This window comes from Marinobacter halotolerans (assembly GCF_008795985.1).
GTDB classification, from domain to species: domain Bacteria; phylum Pseudomonadota; class Gammaproteobacteria; order Pseudomonadales; family Oleiphilaceae; genus Marinobacter; species Marinobacter halotolerans.
Map to the genome: position 1 here is coordinate 1,779,074 of NZ_VMHP01000001.1, position 22,231 is coordinate 1,801,304.

Genomic DNA, 22,231 nt, shown 5'->3' on the forward strand with positions numbered 1-22,231 from the left:
CTATGCGACAGCAGACTCTTTATTAGCTGCCGGGATTTCTACACGGACGTTTTCGCCATCCAGCAGGACCGGGTAGGTTTTGACCTTTACGGTCTCATCTTCCAGGCACTGACCGGTTTCCAGGTTGAAGTGCTGCTTGTAAAGCGGTGAAGCCACCACCGGCTGACCTTTCAGATCCCCGGTAATGCCCCTTGCCAGCACGTTCTTCCCGGTAAACGGATCGGTATGGCTAATCGCAAACAGCGCCGGCAACCGATGCGGCAGATAAAACACCGCCACGGGTCCATCTTCAGTCCAGACCGCAACGCCGGATTCTGCAATCAAGTCATCAACCGTACAAACAACATCCCAACTCGTCTGTGTCTTCATAACGTTCTCCAATCTCTTAACGGTCCTTCCACGTCATCAGCGTGAAACCCAATAAATCTGTAAGCCGCGACAACTCATAGTCCAGTGAGTGTGGGGGTCGGAATTTTTTCCCAAGGGAAAACAATTCCGACCCCCGCGCTCCACCCCAATCTATAAGTCCTGCAGTCCCAGACTCCCGAGTTACCAGTCTTAAGCAGGCTCCACCTCAGATTCGAGCACAGGCCGCTTCTGCCCCCGCTCCGAAGTCCACTGCTGCACCGGATCCTTCTTCTCCGGCGCATTCACAAACTCGCGGAAGCGCTTGCGCTTCTCCGGGTCCTCAACGGCGGTCTTCCACTCGCACTGATAAGTGCCCACCAGGCCCTCCATGTGCTCTTCCAGCTCCGCGCCAATGCCCAGGCTGTCTTCCAGCACCACCTGCTTGAGGTAATCCAGACCGCCCTCCAGGTTTTCCATCCACACACTGGTGCGCTGCAGACGGTCCGCCGTGCGCACGTAAAACATCAGAACCCGGTCAATGGTGGAGACCAGTTCCTCATCGTTCAGGTCGGTGGCAAACAGGTCGCCATGGCGCGGGCGCATGCCGCCGTTGCCGCAGACGTAGAGGTTCCAGCCGTTTTCGGTGGCAATCACGCCAATGTCCTTGCTTTGGGCTTCCGCGCATTCGCGGGTACAGCCCGATACAGCAAACTTGATCTTGTGGGGGGCCCGCAGGCCCTTGTAGCGGTCTTCCAGGTGAATCGCCATGCCCACGCTGTCCTGTACGCCATAGCGGCACCAGGTGCTGCCAACGCAGGATTTCACCGTGCGCAGGGCTTTGCCGTAGGCGTGGCCGGTTTCAAAGCCGGCGGCGATCAGCTTTTCCCAGATCTCAGGCAGCTCGCTCAGGGTCGCACCGAACAGATCGATGCGCTGGCCGCCGGTGATCTTGGTGTACAGGTTGTATTCCTTGGCCACCTGGCCCAGCACAATCAGCTTGTCCGGGGTGATTTCCCCGCCCGGCACGCGGGGCACGATGGAATAGGTGCCGTTTTTCTGCATGTTGGCCATGAAGGTGTCGTTGGTGTCCTGCAGGGGCACGTGGTCGGTGGCCAGCACGTGCTCGTTCCAGCAGGTGGCCAGGATCGATCCCACCGCCGGTTTGCAGATGTCGCAGCCGTGGCCCTTGCCATGGTCACGGATCAGGGTCTGGAAGGTGCGGATGCCATTCACCTTGACCAGATGGAACAGCTCCTGACGGCTGAAGGGAAAGTGCTCGCAGATGTCCTTGCTGACTTCCACCCCGCGCTTTTCCAGCTCGCTGTCCACCACTGTTTTCAGCAGGGCGGCACAGCCACCGCAGCCGGTGCTGGCTTTGGTTTCGCCTTTGACAGCACCAAGGTCGCTGCAGCCCGCGTCAATCACGCCGCAGATGTCGCCCTTGGTGACGTTGTGGCAGGAGCAGATCGAGGCGGTTTCCGGCAGGGCATCCGGGCCCAGAGCGGGAGCACCCCCTTCACTTTCCGGAAGAATCAGCGTTTCCGGGCTCTCCGGCAGGTCGATCTCGTTCAGGGCGTACTGCAACAGGGTGTCGTATGGGCCGTTGTCGCCGACCAGAATGGCGCCGAGCAGCTTCTTGCCGTCTTCACTGATGACCATGCGGCGGTAATGTCCCGCCTGTTCGTCATTGAAGCGGATGCTCTTGGCGCCCTCTGTCTGGCCGTGGGCATCGCCGATGGAGCCCACGTCCACGCCCAGCAGCTTCAGTTTGGTGCTCATGTCTGCGCCGGTGAAGGCGGCTTCCTGATCGCCGTTCAGTACCGAGGCCATGGTGCGGGCCATGGTGTAGCCGGGGGCAACCAGGCCAAAGATTTTTTCGCTCCATAGGGCGCACTCGCCGATGGCGTGAATGTGCGGGTCGGAGGTGGTGCACTGATCGTTGATGATGATGCCGCCACGTTCGCCGATGTCCAGGCCGCAGCTTCGGGCCAGCGCATCCTGCGGGCGGATACCGGCGGAGAACACAATCAGGTCGGTTTCCAGATGGGTCTCGTCACTGAAGTTCATCCGCAGGCGGGCGTTTTCGCCGTCGATGATCTCGGTGGTGGCTTTTTCGGTGTGGACCTGAACGCCAAGCTCTTCAATCTTGTGCTTGAGCAGGGCGCCGCCGTCGCTGTCCAGCTGTACCGGCATCAGGCGCGGGGCAAATTCCACCACATGGGCTTCAAGGCCCAGACTTTTCAGGGCATTGGCCGCTTCCAGTCCCAGCAGGCCGCCGCCGACCACGACGCCGGTCTTCACGCCATTGGCGCTGGCGCGGATATCATCAAGATCTTCCAGGGTGCGGTAGACCAGGCAGTGAGGGTTGTCGTTGCCCTTGATGGGTGGCACGAACGGATAGGACCCGGTGGCCAGTACCAGCTCGTCGTAGGTGTATTCGCCCTGAGCTGTTTTGACTACCTGGCCGTCTCGGTCGATTCCGGTGACACCTTCGTCCAGATGCAGGTCAATCTGATGTTCGGCGTACCATTCGGCGGTACCCATGGCCAGGTCGCTGTGGGTGGAGCCGCTGAAGTATTCAGACAGGTGCACCCGGTCGTAGGCCAACAGTTTCTCTTCGCCAAATACCTTGATATCAAAGTCGGCGGCTGCAGGTGTATCCACCAGCTTTTCCAGAAAGTGGTGGCCGACCATGCCGTTGCCGATGACGATCAGTTTTTTCTTGCTCATGATGTTTCCTCTCTCTTGCTGGCGGCTAAGCCGCTTCGCAGTAATGCTTGCCAAAGGCCAGATGATCGCGGAATGCGCTGATGTCATCTGCCTGCTGAATGCGTTCACTGAACCAGGGGCCGTCACTGGTGTCGCCAACCAGAACCACACCTTTTAGTCGCTGATCGCAGATCAGCAGCCGGCAATAGCGGTTGGTTTCAAGGTCCTGCCAGACCACCGATTCGGTGTGCCGATCTGCACGGGTTTGGCCGCAGGAGAAAATGGGTATACCGCTGATCTTGAGCCGCGCGGGAATAGTGGCCGGTTCGAAGGCGCTGTCACTGGCCGGGTTGGCCAATTGTTCTGCCAGTACCCGGGCCTGTTGGTAGCCCGGCTCCACCAGGCCAAAGGTTTCGCCGTCAAACTCACAGCATTCGCCCAACGCGTGGATGCACGGATCGCTGGTGGTCATTTGCGAGTCCACGACAATGCCCCGTCCGCAGGCAAGGCCCGCGTCCCTTGCAAGCTGTACGTTGGGGGTAATGCCCGCAGCGACTACAACAATGTCGGTACTGATCAGGGTTTCGTCGTCCAGTTGCACGGCGCGAACCAGGTTGCGCCCCAGGAAAGCCGAGGGCGAAGCGCCGGTGCGGATGTTCATGCCTCGGTCAGTCAGGGCATCCGCCAGCAGGACGCCGCCGGTTTCATCCAGCTGGCGATTAAGCAGGTGCTGGCTGCGGTGCAGCACGGTCACGGCCATGCCCCGGCTTCGCAGCCCTTCTGCCGCTTCGAGTCCGAGGAAGCCGCCACCAATCACCACCGCGCGGCGGTGGCGCTGGCTGAGCTCGATCAGGCGACGGGTGTCGTTGAGATCGCGGAAAACCAGCACGTTTTTGAGCCCCTCGCCCGGAATGCCCAGCGGAGCCGGCTGTGAACCGGTCGCGAAGACCAGTCTGTCGTAGCGTTCGACCCGGCCGGCAGCCGTTGTCACGGTGCGGTTTTCCCGATCCAGGCCGGTGACCGGATCGCCCTGGTGCACGGTGATGTTGTGGCGGGTGAACCAGTCAGCGGAGGACAGGGCCAGGCTGCGCTCGTCTGCCTCACCTGCCAGCACGGACGAGAGCTGGATTCGATTGTAGGCGGGCGTGGGTTCGCCGTTGAAGACCACGATCCGGCCATAAGGGTGCCGGGGCTGGTCAACAAGCTGCTCGAGCAGGCGTTGCGCCACCATGCCATGGCCGCAGATCACCAGCGTTTGCGGCTGCTCCGTATCCATCGTTTCGATTCCCGCAATAGGTCCCGCCATAGGTCCGTTCGCTCCCGTCCGGTCTGGCTTTTCGCCAGACCAAAAAAAGCCGGAGTACCAATTCTTCGAAAAGATTTGATAGCCCGGCGCCAATGCCAACAACAATGATCTGATGGTCCGGCCGAATCCGCGGCCGGGACAGTCTTCCTTGTCTATCTAATACTTTGCGAAGGTCGTGCCAATTATTAAAAGCCCTAAAAGTCAGGCAGTTACTGATAATTTCGGTTCTTCTTCCTGCTCTTCTGTGCGCCGTGATAGGGCGGGTTGCACCGCAGGGGTGCCTTTATCCTCGGTCTTGCCCGGGAAACTCTGCTTTTCATAGAGGAACGATAGAACCGCCTGCCGATAGCGTACATACTCCGGATGATCCGCCAGCGTTACCCGGTTCCGGGGCCGGGGCAGTTCGATGTGCAACTCCTCTCCGATAGTGGCGGCGGGCCCGTTGGTCATCATCACGATGCGGTCCGACAGCAGCACTGCTTCGTCCACGTCGTGGGTGATCATGATCACCGTGCTGTTCAGGTCCTGCTGGATCCTCATCAGCGAATCCTGCAGGTGGGCCCGGGTCAGTGCGTCCAACGCCCCGAAAGGTTCGTCCATCAGCAGCACGCTGGGCTTCATTGCCAGAGCGCGGGCGATGCCCACACGCTGGGCCATTCCGCCGGAAATCTCGCCGGGGCGTTTGTCCAGGGCGTGGTCCATGTTGACCAGCTTCAGGTTGTGAAGAATCCAGTCCCGGCGTTCGCGCTTGCTCATGCTCTTCTTGAACACCTGCTGTACCGCCAGCTCGACGTTTTCATACACGGTGAGCCACGGCATCAGCGAATGATTCTGGAATACCACGGCCCGTTCCGGCCCGGGGGTATTCACTTCATGGCCATCCAGCACGCAGCCACCACGCGTAGCCTGCAAAAGCCCGGCGACAATGTTCAGAACGGTGGATTTACCGCAACCGGAGTGGCCAATCAGCGACACAAACTCGCCTTTGCGAATCTTCAGATCAACGTTCTCCAGCGCCACGAAGGGTCCGTTCTGGGTGTCGAACGCCATCTGAACGTTGGTCAGTTCTAAATGTGGTTTGTTGCTCATATCAGACTCCTCATTCGTTCCAGGCGACTTTCTTCTGGATAACCAGCATCACCCGATCCAGTAGAAACCCGATGAAGCCGATCGCAAGTACGGCGACCATGATGCGACTCAGGGATTCGCTGCTGCCATTCTGGAATTCGTCCCAGACAAACTTCCCGAGGCCGGGGCTCTGGGCGAGCATTTCGGCGGCGATCAGCACCATCCAGGCGATGCCCAGGGAAACCCGGAGGCCGGTGAAGATCATGGGCACCGAGGATGGAAGGACGACCTTGCGAACATGGGTCCAGAACGACAGGCGGAGCACTTTGGAAACGTTCAGCAGGTCGGGATTGACCGCCGACACACCGACACTGGTATTGATCAGCGTGGGCCAGAGGCTGCACAGGGTGACGGTGATCATTGACGTCAGGAAGGATTTCTCGAACATCGGGTCATCGCTGACGTAAGTGGCCGAGACCACCATGGTCACCAGCGGCAGCCAGGCAAGCGGGGATACCGGCTTGAACACCTGGATCAGCGGGTTTACCGCCGCCGAGAAGTGGCGGTTCAGGCCCACAATGATGCCAAGCGGTACGGCAATGACCGTTGCCAATGCAAAGCCCGCCAGCACGGTGATCAGGCTGGTCAAGATCTGGTCGAAGAATGTGGGCGCACCGGTGTAGTCGCGGATTTTCACGTCCGCATCCGGATTCTCCGCCAGAATGCGTTGGTTGCGCTCCAATTGCATCGCCAGAAACTTGTCGGCGCGTTCACGCTGGGCGCTGTGTTCCTGCCACAGCTGGCCGGACTGGTCCCACACCTCCGCCGGGCCTGGGAAGGCGCCGAGGGAGGTCTGTACCTGGGGGGCGGCCAGATGCCAGAACCCCAGGAACAGGACAATGCCGATGGCGGGCAGCAACATCTGCCGGCCGGTTTCCGCAAGGCTCCGTCCGGCCAGTCGATCGGCCAGGGCGCGGAGCCAGCGCATTCCCGACGAGGTTGGAGCGTTCTGGCTGATGGTCGTCATGTGATGTCTCCTGACATTCCGTCGTTACGGATCGTCTTTACTGGTCGTTGTTACGGGGTTTCAGCGCCGTTCAGGCCGATCTCGAAACTGTTGATGTAGGCGTTGGGCTCGCGGGGAGTGAACGCCACGCCGTCGATCAGTTCGCCCTGATGGGGACGGGCGAAGTTTTCCGCGTCCAGGTCCGGGAAGTCCCCGGCGCTGAGGCTGCCGTCTTCGATCAGGGATTTAGCTGCTTGCTTGTAGATGTCCGCGCGATAAACCTTGGCGGCGGTTTCCATGTACCAGTCGTCGGACTTGGGCTCGGGAATCTGGCCCCAGCGGCGCATCTGGCTGAGATACCAGATGGCATCAGACGGATAGGGATAGGTTGCGTAGTAGCGGAAGAACACATTGAAGTCAGGCACTTTTCGGACGTCGCCCTTCTCATACTCAAAGGTGCCGGTCATGGAATTGGCAATGACTTCCTCATCTGCCCCGACATAGCTGGAGCGGGCCAGAATTTCCACGGCTTCCGGGCGGTTGGCGTTGTTGTTTTCATCCAGCCAGTGGGCGGCACGAATCAGTGCGCGCAATAGGCGAAGGTGGGTGTTCGGGTTCTTCTCGGCCCAGGCTTCGGTCACGCCAAAGACTTTTTCCGGGTTGTTGGGCCAGATTTCATAATCGGTAATCACCGGTACACCAATGCCCTTGAACACGGCCTGTTGGTTCCAGGGCTCGCCCACACAGTAGCCTTGTATGGTTCCGGCCTCCATGGTGGCCGGCATCTGGGGCGGCGGGGTTACTGACAGGTGGACATCAGCATCGATTGTGCCACTGGTATCGCCTCTCTGCGGTGCATAAAGGCCGGGGTTCAGGCCTCCGGCGGCCAGCCAGTAGCGCAATTCGTAGTTGTGGGTGGAAACCGGAAACACCATGCCCATGCGGAAGCGTTCTCCCCGGTTGCGGTAGGATTCGATCAAGGGTTTGAGGGTGCTGGCGCTGATCGGATGAACCGGATTGCCCTGGGTATTACTCGGAATCTGCGGGCTCATCTGCTCCCAGACGTCGTTGGAAACGGTGATGCCGTTGCCGTTCAGGTCCATACTGAACGCGGTGATGATGTCCGCCTGGGTGCCGTATCCGATGGTGGCACCGAGGGGTTGGCCCGCCAGCATGTGGGCGCCGTCGAGGGTGCCTGTCACTACGCCATCCAGCAGCACCTTCCAGTTGGCCTGGGCAATCAACTCCACAAACAGGCCTTCATCCAGGAAAAAGCCTTTCTCCCAGGCGACTGCCAGCGGGGCCATATCGGTCAGTTTGATAAACCCCAGTTTCAGATCCGGTTTTTCCGCCGGTCCGATCTCCGCCTGGGCGGTACCCAGGCCTGTTGCCAATAGTAGTGCGGCGGCCAGTGTTCTTAATTTCTTGGTGCTCTCCATGATGTGCTCCCTGTATTGCGCCTGAAATGCGCGCCTGAAGGTTTTACAGACAAAAAAAAGCCTGCCACCCGTGGTCGGGAGGCAGGCGCCAATGCCTGATGATCTGTTTAAGGTTTCACCCCGATCGACGGAGGACCGGGAATCCAAATTGTCTGAAAGGTAACAAGCAGATGGTGTGCCAGATTTCTATCTCATTGAAAAACATGAAGAGTTCAAAATTCGGCCGGCAAGGCAAGGGGCTCCAGAGCTCCGCGACCCACCGTTTTAGTGCGTGACGCTTCATTCCTGGGCGCCGCGCTGGGCCATGCTCAGTCCACCGCACCCACGCGCCAGTCGTGAAGTTGCTCTCCCAGAAGACGGTCGCTTGCCACGTGCACTGGGCCGTAGCGACCGGACAGGGTGAAGGGTTCCTGATGCCGCCCTTCCGTCTTGCTGTCGATCACCGGTGTATCAATGCCCATGGAGGCGGCGGCCTCCCGGAACAGATCCGGACGGTAGACTTCTCTGACCATTTCGCCGGTCACCGAACCTAGTTGCTGACGTAGCGCCAGACGGGATGCCAGCCAGTGGCCCTGGGAAACCCAGGGAAAATTGGCAGAATGCTGGAAAAAGTGCTGATGCAGGCGCGGATGGAACAGGCTGTAGGGATGGCTGTCCAGGGCGTTAATGCGCTCACCCAGGTATTCGGGGCGGGCAAGAATTTCCCGCAGCAGGCCATGGTTGTGCGCATTGTCCAACCACTGGCAGGCGGCTAACAGGGCCCGGATCAGGTGGCGATGCATGGTGCTGTGTTGTTCGGTCCAGTCCGAGCGCATGCCCAGGACCTTTTCCGGGGCGTTCTGCCATATCTGGTGTCCGGAATGGAGAATGCGCCCCAGCTGCTCGTATTCCAGCAGGCTGTTCCAGGGCTCACCTACGCAGCAGCCCTCGACAACTTCCGCTCGAAAGGCGTCGGCCATCTGAACCGGAGACACCGGAATAATCTGTACCTGTGACTGGGCATCCGGGCCCGCCGACGCCAGCCAGTCCCGCAGTTGCAGGTCGTGGCTGGACCAGGGCGATACCGAAGCAAGGCGTATGGGTTCCCGTCGGGAGCGGGCCAGCGCCACCAGCGCATGGGCCGTGGCAATGGGATCGTCCAGATCAGTCCCTGAGGTGATCAGATAGTTGTAGATAGTGTTGTTCAGGGTAATACCGTTGCCATTGCGGCTCAGCACCATGCCAACAACCACCGGCACCCGGGGACGATCCATTGCCAGGGACATGCTCAGGGGCATGGGAGCCAGCATATGTCCGCCATCTACCAGCCCGAAGCTCACCTTGTCCCGCAGCGATGCCCAGGACTCCTCGCGCACGAGTTCCACGTCCAGGCCTTCCGCATCGAAAAGGCCCAGCTCGCGGGCAACGATCAGTGGGGCGCTGTCCAGTAGAGGCACGAATCCGAGCTTCACGTGAAAGCCTGAGTGCCGATGGAGTGGTGTCGGGTTTACCATTCAGATTTCCTGGTGTTCGGTTTCTTTATTTTGAGGCTCTCGGGATTATGAGGCTCTCTGGATCTCGCCGTTGCGGTTTCGGCCTTCGGTGACCGCAATCACCCGCTCAGCCATAACTGCCAGGCGTTCACTGTGTTCCATCGCGGCACTGCGCAGCATGCGATGGGCGGTTTCCTCGTCGCAGTTTTCGTGGCGCATGATCAGACCTTTGGCTTTCTCGATCACCTTGCGATCTTCCAGGGCGGTGCGGGTTTCCTCCAGTTCGGCCCGTAGGGCCTGGAAAGACTCGAACTGCACGACGGCTGAATCAATGATGGACCTGACCCGCTCGGGCTGGATGCCATCAATGACATAGGCACTCACGCCAGCCTTCACGGCTGCCTGCATGGTGGCCCGGTCACAGGGTTCATTAGCTGAGAATACGATAGGCCGCGGCGCGTGGGTGTTCAGCGTACTCAGGTTCTCCAGGGTGTCCCGGTCGGGCGAGTCCATGTCGATAATGACCATATCTGGTTGATCCCTGGCGACGGCGGCTGTCAGTCCGGTGGCGTCCGGACGTTGGCGGATGACATCGTGGCCTTCGTGCCGGAGGGCTTCACACACCTGACTGGCCCGTTCCGGATCCTTGTCGATAAGCAGAATGCGAAGGGGGGTTTGCGAACTCATGATGCTTTCCTCGGTACAGGCACTGAATGCTGGGTTTGTCGCTCTGATGCCGGTTACCAGCAATAATTTTGCCAGCCCATGGGAAACGCCTCTATTGCACGGGCCTGGCTGTCGTCTGGGTTCGGCGCCACCCACTATTTCTGCCAGCTTGTGGGGCATTTTTCCGGGGACTGCACCGTAATGTGACCTGCGCCGCCCTGCTAGATCGCGGAAATTGGGGCTTTTGGGAGCTGGCCCTGGATTTGCAGCAATGTGGTTCAGGAATATAAATGACAATGGCAAAGAAGCCCGCCGGTCTGCTCGATCTTCATGAGAAAGCAGACCGGCGGGCTTTTTTTGTTTACAGGAGACGCCGTGACTACTGAAGGCACTGCCCCGGACACTGACGACAGCTGCATTCGCACTACCTGCCCCTACTGCGGTGTGGGGTGTGGCGTATTGGCAACTGTGGAGGCTCAACAGGGCGTTGAAGGCGACCGGGCCCACCCGGCCAATTCTGGACGGCTCTGTGTCAAAGGCGCCAGCCTGCACGAGACCACGGGCCGTGAGGGCAAGCTGATGTTTCCCATGGTGCGGGGCCGTCGGCGTGACTGGAGTGTTGCGATAGACCAAGCAGCCCAAGCCATCCGTACAAGCATTGACGATTACGGGCCGGAATCGGTCGCTTTCTATCTGTCCGGGCAGCTGCTGACCGAGGACTACTACATCGCCAACAAACTGGCCAAAGGGTTTATCGCAACCCCCCATGTAGACACCAACTCCCGACTCTGTATGTCGTCGGCGGTTGCCGCCCACAAGCGCGCCTTCGGGGCCGATGCGGTGCCGGGCTGCTATGAGGATCTCGAGCTGGCCGACCTGCTGGTACTGGCGGGCAGCAACGCGGCCTGGGCCCACCCGGTGCTCTATCAGCGTATGAAGGCGTCTGCCCGGGAAGGCCGCCGGGTGGTGGTGATTGACCCCAGACGGACTGCCACCACCGAGCTGGCGGATCTGCATCTGGCACTGCGGCCGGGCACCGATACCATCCTGTTTAATGGATTGCTGGTATGGCTGGCCCGGCAGCAGTACCTGGATAGCGATTACATTGCCGAGCACTGTCAGGATTTTGAAGCAGCACTGGAAATGGCCGAGGCGGCGGCGCCGTCAATGGCATCGGTGGCAGAGCAGTGTGATCTGGACCCGGACGACGTGGAGGCTTTCTATCAGTGGTTCGGGCAAACGCCCAGAACGGTGACGGGATTTTCCCAGGGCATCAACCAGTCTGTCGCGGGAACCGACAAGGGCAACGCCATCATTAACTGCCACCTGGCAACCGGGCGTGTTGGCAAACCCGGTGCCAGCCCCTTTTCCCTGACCGGCCAGCCCAATGCCATGGGTGGGCGCGAAGTCGGCGGGCTGGCAAATACACTGGCGGCGCATATGGATTACCACACCCCCGGGGCCAGGGAGCGGGTTCAGCGCTTCTGGGGATCCGAGGCCATTGCCGATGGTCCCGGTCTTAAAGCCGTGGATCTGTTCGAAGCGGTGCACCGCGGCGATATCCGTGTGTTGTGGATCATGGGTACCAACCCCGCCGTCAGCCTGCCCGATTCCGAACGGGTACAGCAGGCGCTGGCACGCTGCCCTACCGTGATTGTCTCTGACTGTACCGCCACCACCGACACCACCGTTCACGCGGATATTCTGCTGCCCGCCGCCGGTTGGGGTGAAAAAGACGGCACGGTGACCAACTCGGAAAGATGCATTTCCCGACAGAGGTCGTTTCTGCCCCTGCCCGCTGAGGTCCGACCGGACTGGTGGATCATGAGCGCGGTGGCAGGGAAACTGGGCTTCGGCGACGCCTTTGGTTACCAGAACCCGGCTCAGATATTCCGTGAGCATGCCGCCCTGTCAGCATTCGAAAACGATGGCAGCCGGATCTTCAATATTGCCGGGCTCGCCGGAATCTCTGATGACGATTATCGATCGCTTCAGCCGGTCCAGTGGCCGGTGAACGACACCACAGAGGACGCATCAAGACTCTATGGTGATGGCCGTTTTACCACCGACAACGGCCGCGCCCGGTTTATACCGGTGGCCACCGTGCTGCCTACGCAGCTACCGGACTCGCAGAGCCCGGTGGTGGTGAATACCGGCCGTATCCGCGACCAGTGGCACACCATGACCCGCACGGCAAACACGTCCCGTTTGCTGGCCCACCGCCAGGAACCCTTTGTCGAGATGCATCCCCAGGATCTGCACCGCTACGGAGTCATGTCGGGACACCTGGCCAGCCTCACCCTGGGGGGCGGCCGGTTCGTGGGTCGGATCAGGGAGAGCAGCCAGCAGCGGCCGGGGGAGGTGTTTATTCCCATCCACTGGAGCCGGCAGTTCAGCTCCCACGGCATTGCCACCGTTCTGACCCGGAACGTGACAGACCCGGTGTCCGGACAGCCGGAATCCAAGCATGGCCTGGCGTCTATCAGCCCGTTTCGCGCGGCCTGGCATGGCCGCCTCCTGGTTCGCAAGAGCCGCCCCAGACGGTGGCAGGCTGACTACTGGTGTCGCGTACCTTTGGCGCACAGTGAGAGCTGGTGGCTGGCGGGTCGAACCCCTCTTGAATGGCCCGGAACTCTGTCGGACTGGCTCAACGGTCGAGCCCAGCTGGTAATGGCAGACCCGGCAGAAGGACGTTACCGGGCCGCCCGGATTGTCGACGGGCGGCTGGAAGCGGTTCTGCTGTTGGATCGCGACCCGACCCGGTTGCCGGACGTGACATGGCTGGATGCCTGTTTTGCGGAACAGGCACTGTCTGAGGCGCAGCGTCGAAACCTGCTTTCCGCCCGGGATGTGGCGGTGGAGGATACCGGCGCCATTGTCTGCAGTTGTTTTCAGGTAGGGGAGAAACAGATTGCAGGGGCGATTGACGAAGGCCGGAATACCGTCCAGGCCCTGGGCAGTACCCTGAAATGCGGCACGAACTGCGGATCCTGTATCCCGGAATTGCGCACCCTGATTGACCAGGCAGTGCCTGCAACTGTGGCGGAATCGGACTGAACGATCAGGCCGCGGTTTTGCGCAGAAGCTGCATGGGCACCCGGTAGCGCACGCCCCGGGAGAACCCTGTGCCACGGACCGTGCAGGTCTTGCGATTGACCCGAAGAATCTCCCCGCGCTTCTCCCCCCTGCCTGTGGCAAAGGCGACGGCATCACCGATGGCCCAGCATGACCGGTCCCCAGTCAGCTCGGGCAGTTCAAAACCCTCCGGCGACAACGCCAGCCCCTGCCGCTCGGCAAGATCTGCCAGAGTAGTTCTTGTCGCCTTTGCCCGCCCACTGGTATGAAGATCGTCCAGAATTCTGTAGAAATGCCGGTTATGCACCGACCCCCGGAATCGCTGGCTCGCATTGTGTTGCAACAGGTGGGCGAACTCATGGCAGCAGGTGTGGGCCAGCAGATTTAGCGGGCTGAGCTCCCCGTCAAAATACCCGCGCTGCTGGATTTCCCGCCCCGAAAGCCAGCCGCCAGCGGTTTCCGGCCGATACTTGGCCTCGATCATCTTCGCGCCATAGGTAATCTGATGCTGCCCTGTGCCGGGGTCAAACCGGTGATAGGTGGCCTGTCCAGACCCCACTCGGCAAATCAGCTGGTTGTGGGAGGGCGACCAGAGAACCTGTTCGGTCACGGTGCACATCAGTTTGCCGATTTGTCGGGCGTTGCTTGGCTTCGTGGTCGTCATTACATCCAGGGTTCAGCGCTAATGTGGCTTGCTTGTTGAGTGGGGATAAGGTTAACGATGGAATGGCCAGTTTGCTATGGCTTGAGTCGTTAATGTTGTTTAGAGTCTCTCCACATTTTGTGCAGTGGTAGTTTCAGGAGACGCCTTTCCATCATGAATGCCGAACAGCTCAAACAGCTTGAAGACGACCTCTGGTCTGCTGCCGATAACCTGCGGGCCAATTCCGATCTCAAATCCAGCGAATACGCCACGCCGGTGCTTGGGCTGATTTTCCTGAAGTTTGCCGACAACAAATACAAGCGTGCTGAGGCAGAAATTACCAAAGAGTTTGCGGCGCTGAAGGGCGGCCGTCGCGAAAAGTCGATCTCTGACATTGCGATTCAGAAGTGCGGCTTTTACCTGCCGGATCACGCGCGCTACAGCTACCTGCTGAACCTGCCGGAAAGCGAGGATCTGGCCAAGAAAATCAAACAGGCCATGGAAGCCATCGAAGACTACAAGACCGAGCTGGACGGCATTTTGCCGAAAGACGAGTATTTCGCGCTCACGCGTACCAGCAATACGCTGCTGGGCGAATTGCTGAAAACCTTCTCTGACATACCCATTGATGCCGGCGGTGACATCTTCGGCAAGATTTACGAGTATTTCCTTGGTAAGTTCGCGCTGAGCGAAGGGCAGAAAGGCGGCGAATTTTTCACGCCCACCTCGGTGGTCAAACTGATGGTGGAAATCATCGAGCCCCACCACGGCACGGTGTATGACCCGGCCTGTGGATCCGGGGGCATGTTCGTACAGTCCCAACAGTTTGTGGAAGCCCACCGCAGAAAACTGGACGAGCTTGGCGAGGCGCATCATGAAGATCAGCTGTACGTGTACGGCCAGGAGAAAACTCTGGATACCGTCAAGCTGGCCAAAATGAACCTGGCGGTGAACGGCCTTCGGGGCGATGTTCGGCAAGCGAACAGTTACAGCGAAAAACCGTTCGAAGAGGTTGGTCAGTTCGACTTTGTCATGGCGAACCCGCCGTTCAACGTCGACGATGTGCCCCTGGCAACGGTTGAGAACGATCCCCGTTTCAACACCTACGGCCTGCCCCGCAAGAAAACCAAGGCCAAAGCCAGCGAACAGGGCAAGGAAACGGTCCCCAACGCCAATTACCTGTGGATCAACCTGTTCGCCACCTCCCTGAAGGACAACACCCAGGACAGCGGAAGGGCGGCTCTGGTAATGGCCAATTCGGCTTCCGATGCCCGGCACAGCGAAGCGGACATTCGCCAGACCCTGATCGAGAACAACCTGATCTACGGCATGCTCACTCTGCCGTCCAACATGTTCTACACAGTCACCCTGCCCGCCACCCTCTGGTTCTTCGACAAGAACAAGCAGGAGGACCGCATCCTGTTTATCGACGCCCGCAATATCTTTTCGGTTATCGATAAAACGCACCGGGAGTTCAGTGAAGAACAAGTCCAGAACATCGCCATTATCAGCAAGCTGCATAAGGGTAAGCGGGCGGACTTTGTCCGGCTGGTGGACAGCTACTTCCGCAAGGGCATGGAACAACTGCGGGCCAACCGGGAAAAGGTGGAACCGGTCAGTGAACAGTTGCTGGACGTGCTGGACGATGCCCAGGGCAAACAGGCCGTGGGCGAACTGGTCAGCCAGTGGCAGGGTCTGAAAGCCCTGCAGCAGGCCAGCGATGCTTACTTCCAGTCCGCCAACCTGCACCTGACCACCCCGGAGGCCATTGAAGCCGCCAACCGAGCCCAGCAGGCACTGAGAGCGACATTCGATCCCTTCTTCCAGCAACTGCACACCGGCCTGAAACAACTGGACAAAGTGGTGCGCCAGCACGAAAAAGCCAGAGCGGAAGAAGCCAGACAAGCCGGTAAACGAACCACCACCGACCGTAACGCCCGCCGATTGAAAGAAGCACTGGAGGAGCTGCACAAAGAGGTTCGAAGTGCAGAGGCCTATTACCAGCACATCCACTGGTTGCAGGAGCGTTTCCCGAATGCCCAGTACGAGGATGTAACTGGCCTGTGCAAACTGGCGACACCGGAGGAAGTGAAAGAGCAGGATTATTCCCTGAATCCGGGGCGGTATGTAGGGGTTGTGATTGAAGAGGACGGGAAGACAGAAGAGGAGTTCCTCTCAGATTTGTCGGAAATGAAGATCCAGTTGCGTGAGCTCTCAGGAGTAGCAGAAGTACTTACGCGCGATATCGTAAGTAGCCTGGACGAGTTGTGTGGAGATGATGCATGAGCGCATTGGTTGCTAGGCACTGGCCACTTACCAACCTCGGATCAGTAGTCAAATTTCTCTCAGGTGGTACGCCCAACAAAAGCACTGAGAGCTATTGGAATGGCCAGATACCCTGGGTTACTTCTGGAGAGATGACATCCGAGCGCATACACAATACCGAGTACGCTCTGACCGAAGAAGGTGCTCGAACTGGTAGCCGGCTCGTTCCGAAAGGAACTTCTTTCATTGTTGTGAGAGGCATGTCGCTAGCCAAAGAATTCCGTGTCTCGATGGCTATGAGGGATATGGCGTTTAATCAGGATGTAAAAGCGGTCATACCCTGTGATGAGTTTGACCGGACCTTTACATACTACTATCTCAAATCGCAGTCTAACCCGATTAAAGATTCTGCTTCTGAAGCAGCCCACGGTACGAAAAAGCTTGATATGGCGGTACTGGAACAATGGCCTATACCCAGAGTTCCATTGGAGACTCAGAAAAAGATAGCAGCAGTTTTGTGCCACTACGATGACCTGATCGAAAACAACAAACGACGCATCACTTTGCTGGAAAACATGGCCGAGGAAATCTACCGCGAGTGGTTTGTGCGCTTCCGGTTTCCGGGGTGGCAGGAGGCGGGGTTTGAAAAGGGGCTTCCTGCCTCCTGGGTGGTGGCACAGGGCGATGATTTGTTTGAAGTAGTTAAGGGCAAGTCTTACTCCAGCGAAGAAATATCCGATCAGTTGAATGGTGGCCGCCCTTTCATCAACCTCAAGAATTTCAATCGTGGTGGTGGATACAGAAGCAACGGTTTGAAGTATTTCCGAGGGGAGTTCCGAGATCAGCAGCAGGTGAACCGTGGCGACGTTGTGATGGCAGTGACCGACATGACACAGAACCGAGAGGTTATTGGTCGAGCTGCGCGTGTTCCATATTTGGGAGAAACCAACGGGATCATCTCTCTGGATGTTGTAAAAATATCTGCCTTTTTCTGGCCGGATATTTTTACCCATGCCCACCTGCGCTATTCCGGAGTATCTGAAGCATTGAAGGAGTTGGCTAATGGTGCAAATGTTCTGCATTTGAAGCCGGATCTCATTGGAAAACAGAAATATCTTGTTCCAGATACGCCGACAGTGGAGAAGTTCGTGAAGCTGCTTGAGCCGGTTTATGAGCAGATAGAGAAATTGGAACAGCAAATCGATATGTTGGAGTGGACGAAAAACCAACTCCTCCCCCGCCTGATTTCCGGCAAACTCTCCGTGGAAAACCTGGATATCCAGTTCCCGCCCTCGATGAATGGCGACCAGTCGGACAGTGCCGCCGAAGCCGCCGCTTGAACCCTCGATACTAATCAGACAAACTGTCACCAGATATTAATAAGTGGTGACGATTTGTCTGATTCCGGCTCTGCCCAATCTTCCCGGGCACAACTCCAAACCCTGTTCCGACAGCACGGCGGACAGCTTCGCCTGAGTGAGGCGCTGGCCCGGGGCTTTAGTCGGTACCAATTCTATCAGCTCCGGGACGACGGACTGATCGAGCCGGTCAGCCGTGGTCTATACCGGCTGGGGGACCTGCCGCCCATTCAAAATCCGGATCTGGTGGCCGCCGCCACCCGTTTCCCCCATGCGGTGCTTTGCCTGATTTCGGCCCTGGATTGGCATGGCATCACCACTCAGATTCCCCATCAGGTGCATCTGGCGGTGGCGCGGGATGCACGCCTGCCGGTTCTGGATTATCCGCCGGTGGCCGGGTACCGGTTTTCCGGGGCGGCTTTTAGCGCAGGCATTGAGCAGGTGGAGGTGGATGGCATCAATCTGAACGTCTACAACCCGGAAAAAACCCTGGCGGACTGCTTCAAGTTCCGCAACCGCATCGGCATGGATGTGGTGCTGGAGGCTCTGGAATTATACCGCACCCGTAAAACCTTTCTTCCGGGCAAACTGATGGAATACGCCAGAGTCTGCCGGGTCGCCAACGTTATGGCGCCATACGTGGAAGCCAAACTCTGAGTGAATCGCACCCGGTCAATGGAAAAACCGAAGTGAAAGGAGATCACGATGGCCAAAAACACCGCCGCGTCTGTTCGTCAGAAGCTGCTGAATAAAGCCCGGGAAGAAAAACGCCCCTTTCAGGAATTGTTGCAGTATTACGCGATGGAGCGCTTTCTTTACCGGCTTAGCCAGTCGCCTCACAGTGGGAATTTTACCCTCAAGGGTGCACTGATGCTCTGGGCCTTGCAGGGGCCGACCAGCCGTCCGACACGGGATATCGATATGTTGGGCCAGACCAGTAATGAGCCGGAGGCGATTCTGGCTCAGGTGCGAGGCGTTATCGCGACTGAGGTTACGGATGATGGCTTGCGTTTTGATCCGGATACCCTGAACGCAGAAGCGATCACCGAAGATGCAGACTATCAGGGGCTGCGGGTGACGTTTACCGGCTTTCTCGACACGGCCAGAATTCCGATGCAACTGGATATTGGCTTTGGCGATCCCATCTTTCCGTTTCCCTCCTGGCTGGAATTTCCAACCCTACTGGATTTCCCGGCTGCACGGATTCAGTGCTACACCCCTGAATCGTCCATTGCCGAGAAGTTCCAGGCGATGGTGAACCTGGGCGAACTGAACAGCCGGATGAAGGACTTTTACGATATCTGGCTTCTGTCCCGGCAGCATGAATTCCGGTTGGATCATTTGAAGGGGGCGGTCGAGCGCACGTTCGAAAAAAGAGCAACCGACATTCCTGCAAGCAATCCCTTTTCTGCCGCGTTTGTGGACAGCAAGCAGCCACAGTGGCAGGCTTTCCGTAATCGCCTTGGCCAAGACCATGTGCCAGAGGCCTTTTCGGAAGTTGTAGAGGCGGTGGTTGAGTTTCTCAGTCCTGTGATGGCGCGCAGCGCCGAGGATGTCCTCGAGGAAACCTGGCGCCCACCCGGTCCATGGAGTTGGCAGGCCGATGGCTAGTTTTATCTCGGAAGATAATATAGAGCAGGCGCTGTTGCAGCGTCTCCAGCACATTCACGGTTTCAATGTGCTGGACTGCTATACCGCCAAGCCGGAAGACCTGAACGATGGCTCAAACCGTGCCGATAAGCGGGATGTCATATTCCCCGTTGAGTTAAAAACCGCCTGCCTTCACCTGAATCCCGATATCCCGGAAGCCAACGTCGATGAGGCCATGGGGCGAATTATGGAGCGGCGTGCGGCCATGTCTCCGATTGCCGCCAACCGCGAACTGTACGACTTGATCCGGGACGGGGTGCCCGTCGAGTTTGATGATGAGCGGGGCATCAAACAGCACGAGAAAGTCCGGCTGGTCAATTTTGACGAACCGAAACAGAATCGCTGGCTGGCCGTCTCCCAGCTATGGATCAAATCCGTCGGACAAGCTCCCAAAGCCGCCTATCGTCGCCCGGATGTGATCCTGTACGTCAATGGATTGCCTCTGGTCTTTGTCGAGCTGAAGAACTCCAACGTGCGGCTGCGCAATGCCTTCGAGGATAACCTGCGCAGTTATCGGCACGACATCCCCCAACTTTTTCACTGCAATGCCTTTTGCGTGCTGTCCAATGCCCTGGAAACCCGTGTGGGCAGTTTCACTGCCGGCTGGGAGCATTTCTTCAACTGGTTCCGGGTGGAGAGTGAGGATGAAGCGGTCAACCGTAAAGAAATTACCCAGCAGGGCACCAGCCTGGAACACGCCGCCGACGGCCTTTGTGAAAAGGCTCGCCTGCTGGATTACGTCGAGAACTTCATCCTGTTCCACAAAGGCGAAACCAAGATCATCGCCCAGAATCACCAGTTCCTGGGTGTCAACAACGCCTACGCGCGTTTCCTGAATCGCCGCGAGCACGACGGCAAACTGGGCGTGTTCTGGCATACCCAGGGCTCGGGCAAGAGCTTTTCGATGATCTTTTACGCTCGCAAAATTTTCCGGAAAGCCACTGGCAACTTCAGCTTTGTGGTGGTGACCGATCGCCAGGATCTGGACGGGCAGATTTACCGGAACTTCCTTCATACAGAGACGGTTCGCGAACAGGATGCTGCGCAACCGGCCAATGCTGAGGAAATGCGTAAGTTTCTGGGCCAGAACAAGAAAGTGGTCTTCACGCTGATTCAGAAATTCCGGTACGACAAGGGCCGCAAATACCCAAAACTGTTTGACCCGGATAAGGAAAACCGGGAAATCATCGTGATGGTGGATGAGGCCCACCGCACCCAGTACAAGAATCTGGCTGAAAACATGCGAGCAGGCCTGAAGGGGGCGCATTTCCTGGCCTTCACCGGTACGCCGCTGCTGGGGCGTGATCGTAAGACCAATAACTGGTTTGGCGATTACGTGTCCGAGTACAACTTCCAGCAGGCCATGGAAGACAACGCCACCGTGCCACTGTTCTATGAGAAACGGGTACCCAAGGTTCTGATCCAGAACGACGATCTCGGTGATGAATTCTACGAGCTACTGGAAGACGAAAACCTGGATGAAGCCCAACAGGAAAAGCTCGAGAAAAAGTACGCCCGGGAACTGGAATTGATCAAGCGGGACGACCGCCTGGATACCATTGCCCGGGACATCGTGTACCACTTCCCGCGTCGTGGTTATCTGGGCAAAGGCATGGTGATCACACTAGACAAATTCACCGCCGTGCGCATGTACGACAAGGTGCAGCAGCACTGGAAAGACGAACAGAAACGCCTGCTGAAGCTGATCAAGGAGTCGACCAACGAGGTTGAAAAGACCCGCTTCAAGAAGATCCGAGATTATATGAAAACGGTCGAGATGGCCGTGGTGATCAGTGACCCGAAAGCGGATGAGGAGAGGTTCGAGAAACAGGGGCTGGACATCAAGCCCCACATCAAGCGGCTGGACCAGCTTGATCAACACATGCACGACGTGGAGTACAACTTCAAGGACCCGGAACACCCCCTGCAACTGGTGTTTGTCTGTGCCATGTGGCTGACCGGTTTCGACGCGCCCACCGTGTCCACGCTCTACCTCGATAAGCCCATGAAGGGCCACAGCCTGATGCAGACCATTGCCCGGGCCAATCGGGTCGCTTCATTTCGCGTCAAAGGCCACAGTGGTGACCTGGTCGAGAAGAAGAACGGCGAAATTGTCGATTACTACAACGTGTTCCGCAACATGCGCAAGGCCCTGAAAGATTATGCACAGGGTGCGGATGGCGAGGAACAGCCGGTTCAGGAAAAGTCCGAGCTATTTGAATTACTCGATGATGCCGTTACCCAAACGCTGGAGTTCTGCCGGGAGCGGGATATCGAGATGAATACCGTGTTTGAGAAGCAGGATACGTTCAAGAACATCGGGTTCTTCAACCAGGCGGCGGATACCCTTCTGAGCAAAGAAGACTGGCGCAAGCAGTTTAACGTGTACGAGAACACCGTGACGGCGTTATATGAGGCCTGCAAGCCCGAAATCTTCCAGCAGCATGATAATCAGCGTATAGCCGCTATTCAGTATCTCCGCGGAGTGGTCGATGCGCTGGTGGAACAGGCCGATATCGATGAGATCAGCCAGAAAATCTCGGAGCTGCTGGATGAGAGCGTGGTGGTGGACAATGCCGAGGCTTTCAACATCAAGGAGCACCGGGCGGAGTATGAGATCGTTCAGAAGGGCCAGGGGTGGGACCTGAGCAAGATCAACTACGACAAGCTCCGAGAGGATTTCAAGAAAGCTGAATACAAACACATTGAGATCGCAGAGTTGCGTGCGTTTATAGAAGATAAGCTGCAGCAGCTTCTTGAGCAGAACCATACCCGCACCGACTTTGCCCAGCGGTTGCAGGAGATTATCGACAAGTACAATTCCGGGAGTTCCTCCGCCGATGCATACTACGAAGATCTGGTCCAGTACGTTGGCAACATTCGAGAAGAATCAGAACGGCATATTCGCGAAGGGCTCAGCGAGGATGAGCTGGAAATCTATGACCTGTTGAAAAAGGACAAACTCACCAAAGCCGAGGAACAGAGAGTAAAGCTGGCGGCAAAGGATCTGATCATCCGGTTGCTCGAAGGCCATCCAAAAGTATTGGTGCAGGACTGGTGGAAAGATGGTCAGACTCAAAGGGCTGTAAAGGCAGCTATCGAGGAGGTTTTAGATAAAGATCTACCGGAGAGCTATGATCGGGTGGCTTTCAAGGAGAAGTGTGACAACGTTTTTGAGCTGGTGGTGGAGTTTGCGGCCAGTGGCCGGAAATGGGTGGCTTAGCTT

General features: G+C 58.0%; 15 protein-coding genes. 6 read left to right on the forward strand and 9 right to left on the reverse strand.

The genetic code is table 11. From position 1 onward, the window contains the following. The 8 genes from nirD to FPL19_RS08280 all read right to left on the reverse strand — a co-directional run bounded on the left by nirD (position 1) and on the right by FPL19_RS08280 (position 10,035). A complete protein-coding gene (nirD, locus tag FPL19_RS08245; RefSeq protein WP_150911962.1) occupies positions 1-369 on the reverse strand; it encodes a nitrite reductase small subunit NirD in 369 nt (122 codons plus the stop codon). A gap of 189 nt (positions 370-558) precedes the next feature. Further along, a complete protein-coding gene (nirB, locus tag FPL19_RS08250) occupies positions 559-3,078 on the reverse strand; it encodes a nitrite reductase large subunit NirB (RefSeq protein WP_150911963.1) in 2,520 nt (839 codons plus the stop codon). A gap of 25 nt (positions 3,079-3,103) precedes the next feature. Further along, positions 3,104-4,363 (reverse strand): NAD(P)/FAD-dependent oxidoreductase, encoded by a 1,260-nt coding sequence (locus tag FPL19_RS08255; RefSeq protein WP_225314339.1) that lies wholly within the window; start codon positions 4,361-4,363, stop codon positions 3,104-3,106. A gap of 201 nt (positions 4,364-4,564) precedes the next feature. Beyond that, complete coding sequence (locus FPL19_RS08260; protein ID WP_263656799.1) at positions 4,565-5,413, reverse strand: ABC transporter ATP-binding protein; 849 nt, start codon at positions 5,411-5,413, stop codon at positions 4,565-4,567. 49 nt (positions 5,414-5,462) lie between these two features. After that, complete coding sequence (locus tag FPL19_RS08265) at positions 5,463-6,458, reverse strand: ABC transporter permease (RefSeq protein WP_150911965.1); 996 nt, start codon at positions 6,456-6,458, stop codon at positions 5,463-5,465. Positions 6,459-6,508: 50 nt separating this feature from the next. Then, entirely contained in the window at positions 6,509-7,876 is a 1,368-nt protein-coding gene (locus FPL19_RS08270) for a CmpA/NrtA family ABC transporter substrate-binding protein (RefSeq protein ID WP_150911966.1), read from the reverse strand. Between the two features lie 308 nt (positions 7,877-8,184). Then, complete coding sequence (locus tag FPL19_RS08275) at positions 8,185-9,369, reverse strand: CmpA/NrtA family ABC transporter substrate-binding protein (protein WP_150911967.1); 1,185 nt, start codon at positions 9,367-9,369, stop codon at positions 8,185-8,187. Positions 9,370-9,414: 45 nt separating this feature from the next. Next, a complete protein-coding gene (locus FPL19_RS08280) occupies positions 9,415-10,035 on the reverse strand; it encodes an ANTAR domain-containing response regulator (protein WP_150911968.1) in 621 nt (206 codons plus the stop codon). A gap of 354 nt (positions 10,036-10,389) precedes the next feature. Here FPL19_RS08280 and FPL19_RS08285 point away from each other — a divergent pair, with 354 nt between their 5' ends. Further along, the gene (locus FPL19_RS08285; RefSeq protein WP_225314340.1) at positions 10,390-13,071 is read left to right on the forward strand and encodes a nitrate reductase; all 2,682 of its coding nucleotides are present in this window, start codon (positions 10,390-10,392) and stop codon (positions 13,069-13,071) included. A 4-nt stretch (positions 13,072-13,075) separates the two neighbouring features. Here the strand turns inward: FPL19_RS08285 and FPL19_RS08290 are convergent, their stop codons facing one another. Further along, a complete protein-coding gene (locus tag FPL19_RS08290; RefSeq protein ID WP_150911970.1) occupies positions 13,076-13,753 on the reverse strand; it encodes a hypothetical protein in 678 nt (225 codons plus the stop codon). Between the two features lie 153 nt (positions 13,754-13,906). Here FPL19_RS08290 and FPL19_RS08295 point away from each other — a divergent pair, with 153 nt between their 5' ends. The 5 genes from FPL19_RS08295 to FPL19_RS08315 are packed head-to-tail and all read left to right on the forward strand — an operon-like array spanning position 13,907 to position 22,228. Continuing rightward, positions 13,907-16,018 (forward strand): type I restriction-modification system subunit M, encoded by a 2,112-nt coding sequence (locus tag FPL19_RS08295; protein ID WP_150911971.1) that lies wholly within the window; start codon positions 13,907-13,909, stop codon positions 16,016-16,018. Continuing rightward, on the forward strand, positions 16,015-17,337 hold the full coding sequence (locus FPL19_RS08300) for a restriction endonuclease subunit S (protein WP_150911972.1): 1,323 nt from the start codon (positions 16,015-16,017) through the stop codon (positions 17,335-17,337). Before FPL19_RS08295 ends, FPL19_RS08300 begins: the two co-directional genes overlap by 4 nt. Before the next feature lie 54 nt (positions 17,338-17,391). After that, positions 17,392-18,012, forward strand: coding sequence for a type IV toxin-antitoxin system AbiEi family antitoxin domain-containing protein (locus FPL19_RS08305; protein WP_225314341.1), 621 nt, complete (start codon positions 17,392-17,394; stop codon positions 18,010-18,012). A 48-nt stretch (positions 18,013-18,060) separates the two neighbouring features. Further along, positions 18,061-18,966 carry a nucleotidyl transferase AbiEii/AbiGii toxin family protein gene (locus FPL19_RS08310; protein WP_150911973.1) on the forward strand — a complete coding sequence of 302 codons (906 nt, stop codon included), beginning with the start codon at positions 18,061-18,063 and terminating at the stop codon, positions 18,964-18,966. Next, positions 18,959-22,228 (forward strand): type I restriction endonuclease subunit R, encoded by a 3,270-nt coding sequence (locus FPL19_RS08315; RefSeq protein ID WP_150911974.1) that lies wholly within the window; start codon positions 18,959-18,961, stop codon positions 22,226-22,228. Before FPL19_RS08310 ends, FPL19_RS08315 begins: the two co-directional genes overlap by 8 nt. Positions 22,229-22,231: the final 3 nt, after the last annotated feature.

What these genes read in the sequence shown, in the direction of transcription:
- FPL19_RS08265 (WP_150911965.1), bottom strand. Translation starts at nt 6,458, where the DNA reads ATGACGACCATCAGCCAGAACGCTCCAACCTCGTCGGGAATGCGCTGG.
- FPL19_RS08290 (WP_150911970.1), bottom strand. Translation starts at nt 13,753, where the DNA reads ATGACGACCACGAAGCCAAGCAACGCCCGACAAATCGGCAAACTGATG.
- FPL19_RS08310 (WP_150911973.1), top strand. Translation starts at nt 18,061, where the DNA reads ATGGCCAAAAACACCGCCGCGTCTGTTCGTCAGAAGCTGCTGAATAAA.
- nirB (WP_150911963.1), bottom strand. Translation starts at nt 3,078, where the DNA reads ATGAGCAAGAAAAAACTGATCGTCATCGGCAACGGCATGGTCGGCCAC.
- nirD (WP_150911962.1), bottom strand. Translation starts at nt 369, where the DNA reads ATGAAGACACAGACGAGTTGGGATGTTGTTTGTACGGTTGATGACTTG.
- FPL19_RS08260 (WP_263656799.1), bottom strand. Translation starts at nt 5,413, where the DNA reads ATGGCGTTCGACACCCAGAACGGACCCTTCGTGGCGCTGGAGAACGTT.
- FPL19_RS08280 (WP_150911968.1), bottom strand. Translation starts at nt 10,035, where the DNA reads ATGAGTTCGCAAACCCCCCTTCGCATTCTGCTTATCGACAAGGATCCG.
- FPL19_RS08255 (WP_225314339.1), bottom strand. Translation starts at nt 4,363, where the DNA reads ATGGCGGGACCTATTGCGGGAATCGAAACGATGGATACGGAGCAGCCG.
- FPL19_RS08295 (WP_150911971.1), top strand. Translation starts at nt 13,907, where the DNA reads ATGAATGCCGAACAGCTCAAACAGCTTGAAGACGACCTCTGGTCTGCT.
- FPL19_RS08315 (WP_150911974.1), top strand. Translation starts at nt 18,959, where the DNA reads ATGGCTAGTTTTATCTCGGAAGATAATATAGAGCAGGCGCTGTTGCAG.
- FPL19_RS08300 (WP_150911972.1), top strand. Translation starts at nt 16,015, where the DNA reads ATGAGCGCATTGGTTGCTAGGCACTGGCCACTTACCAACCTCGGATCA.
- FPL19_RS08275 (WP_150911967.1), bottom strand. Translation starts at nt 9,369, where the DNA reads ATGGTAAACCCGACACCACTCCATCGGCACTCAGGCTTTCACGTGAAG.
- FPL19_RS08270 (WP_150911966.1), bottom strand. Translation starts at nt 7,876, where the DNA reads ATGGAGAGCACCAAGAAATTAAGAACACTGGCCGCCGCACTACTATTG.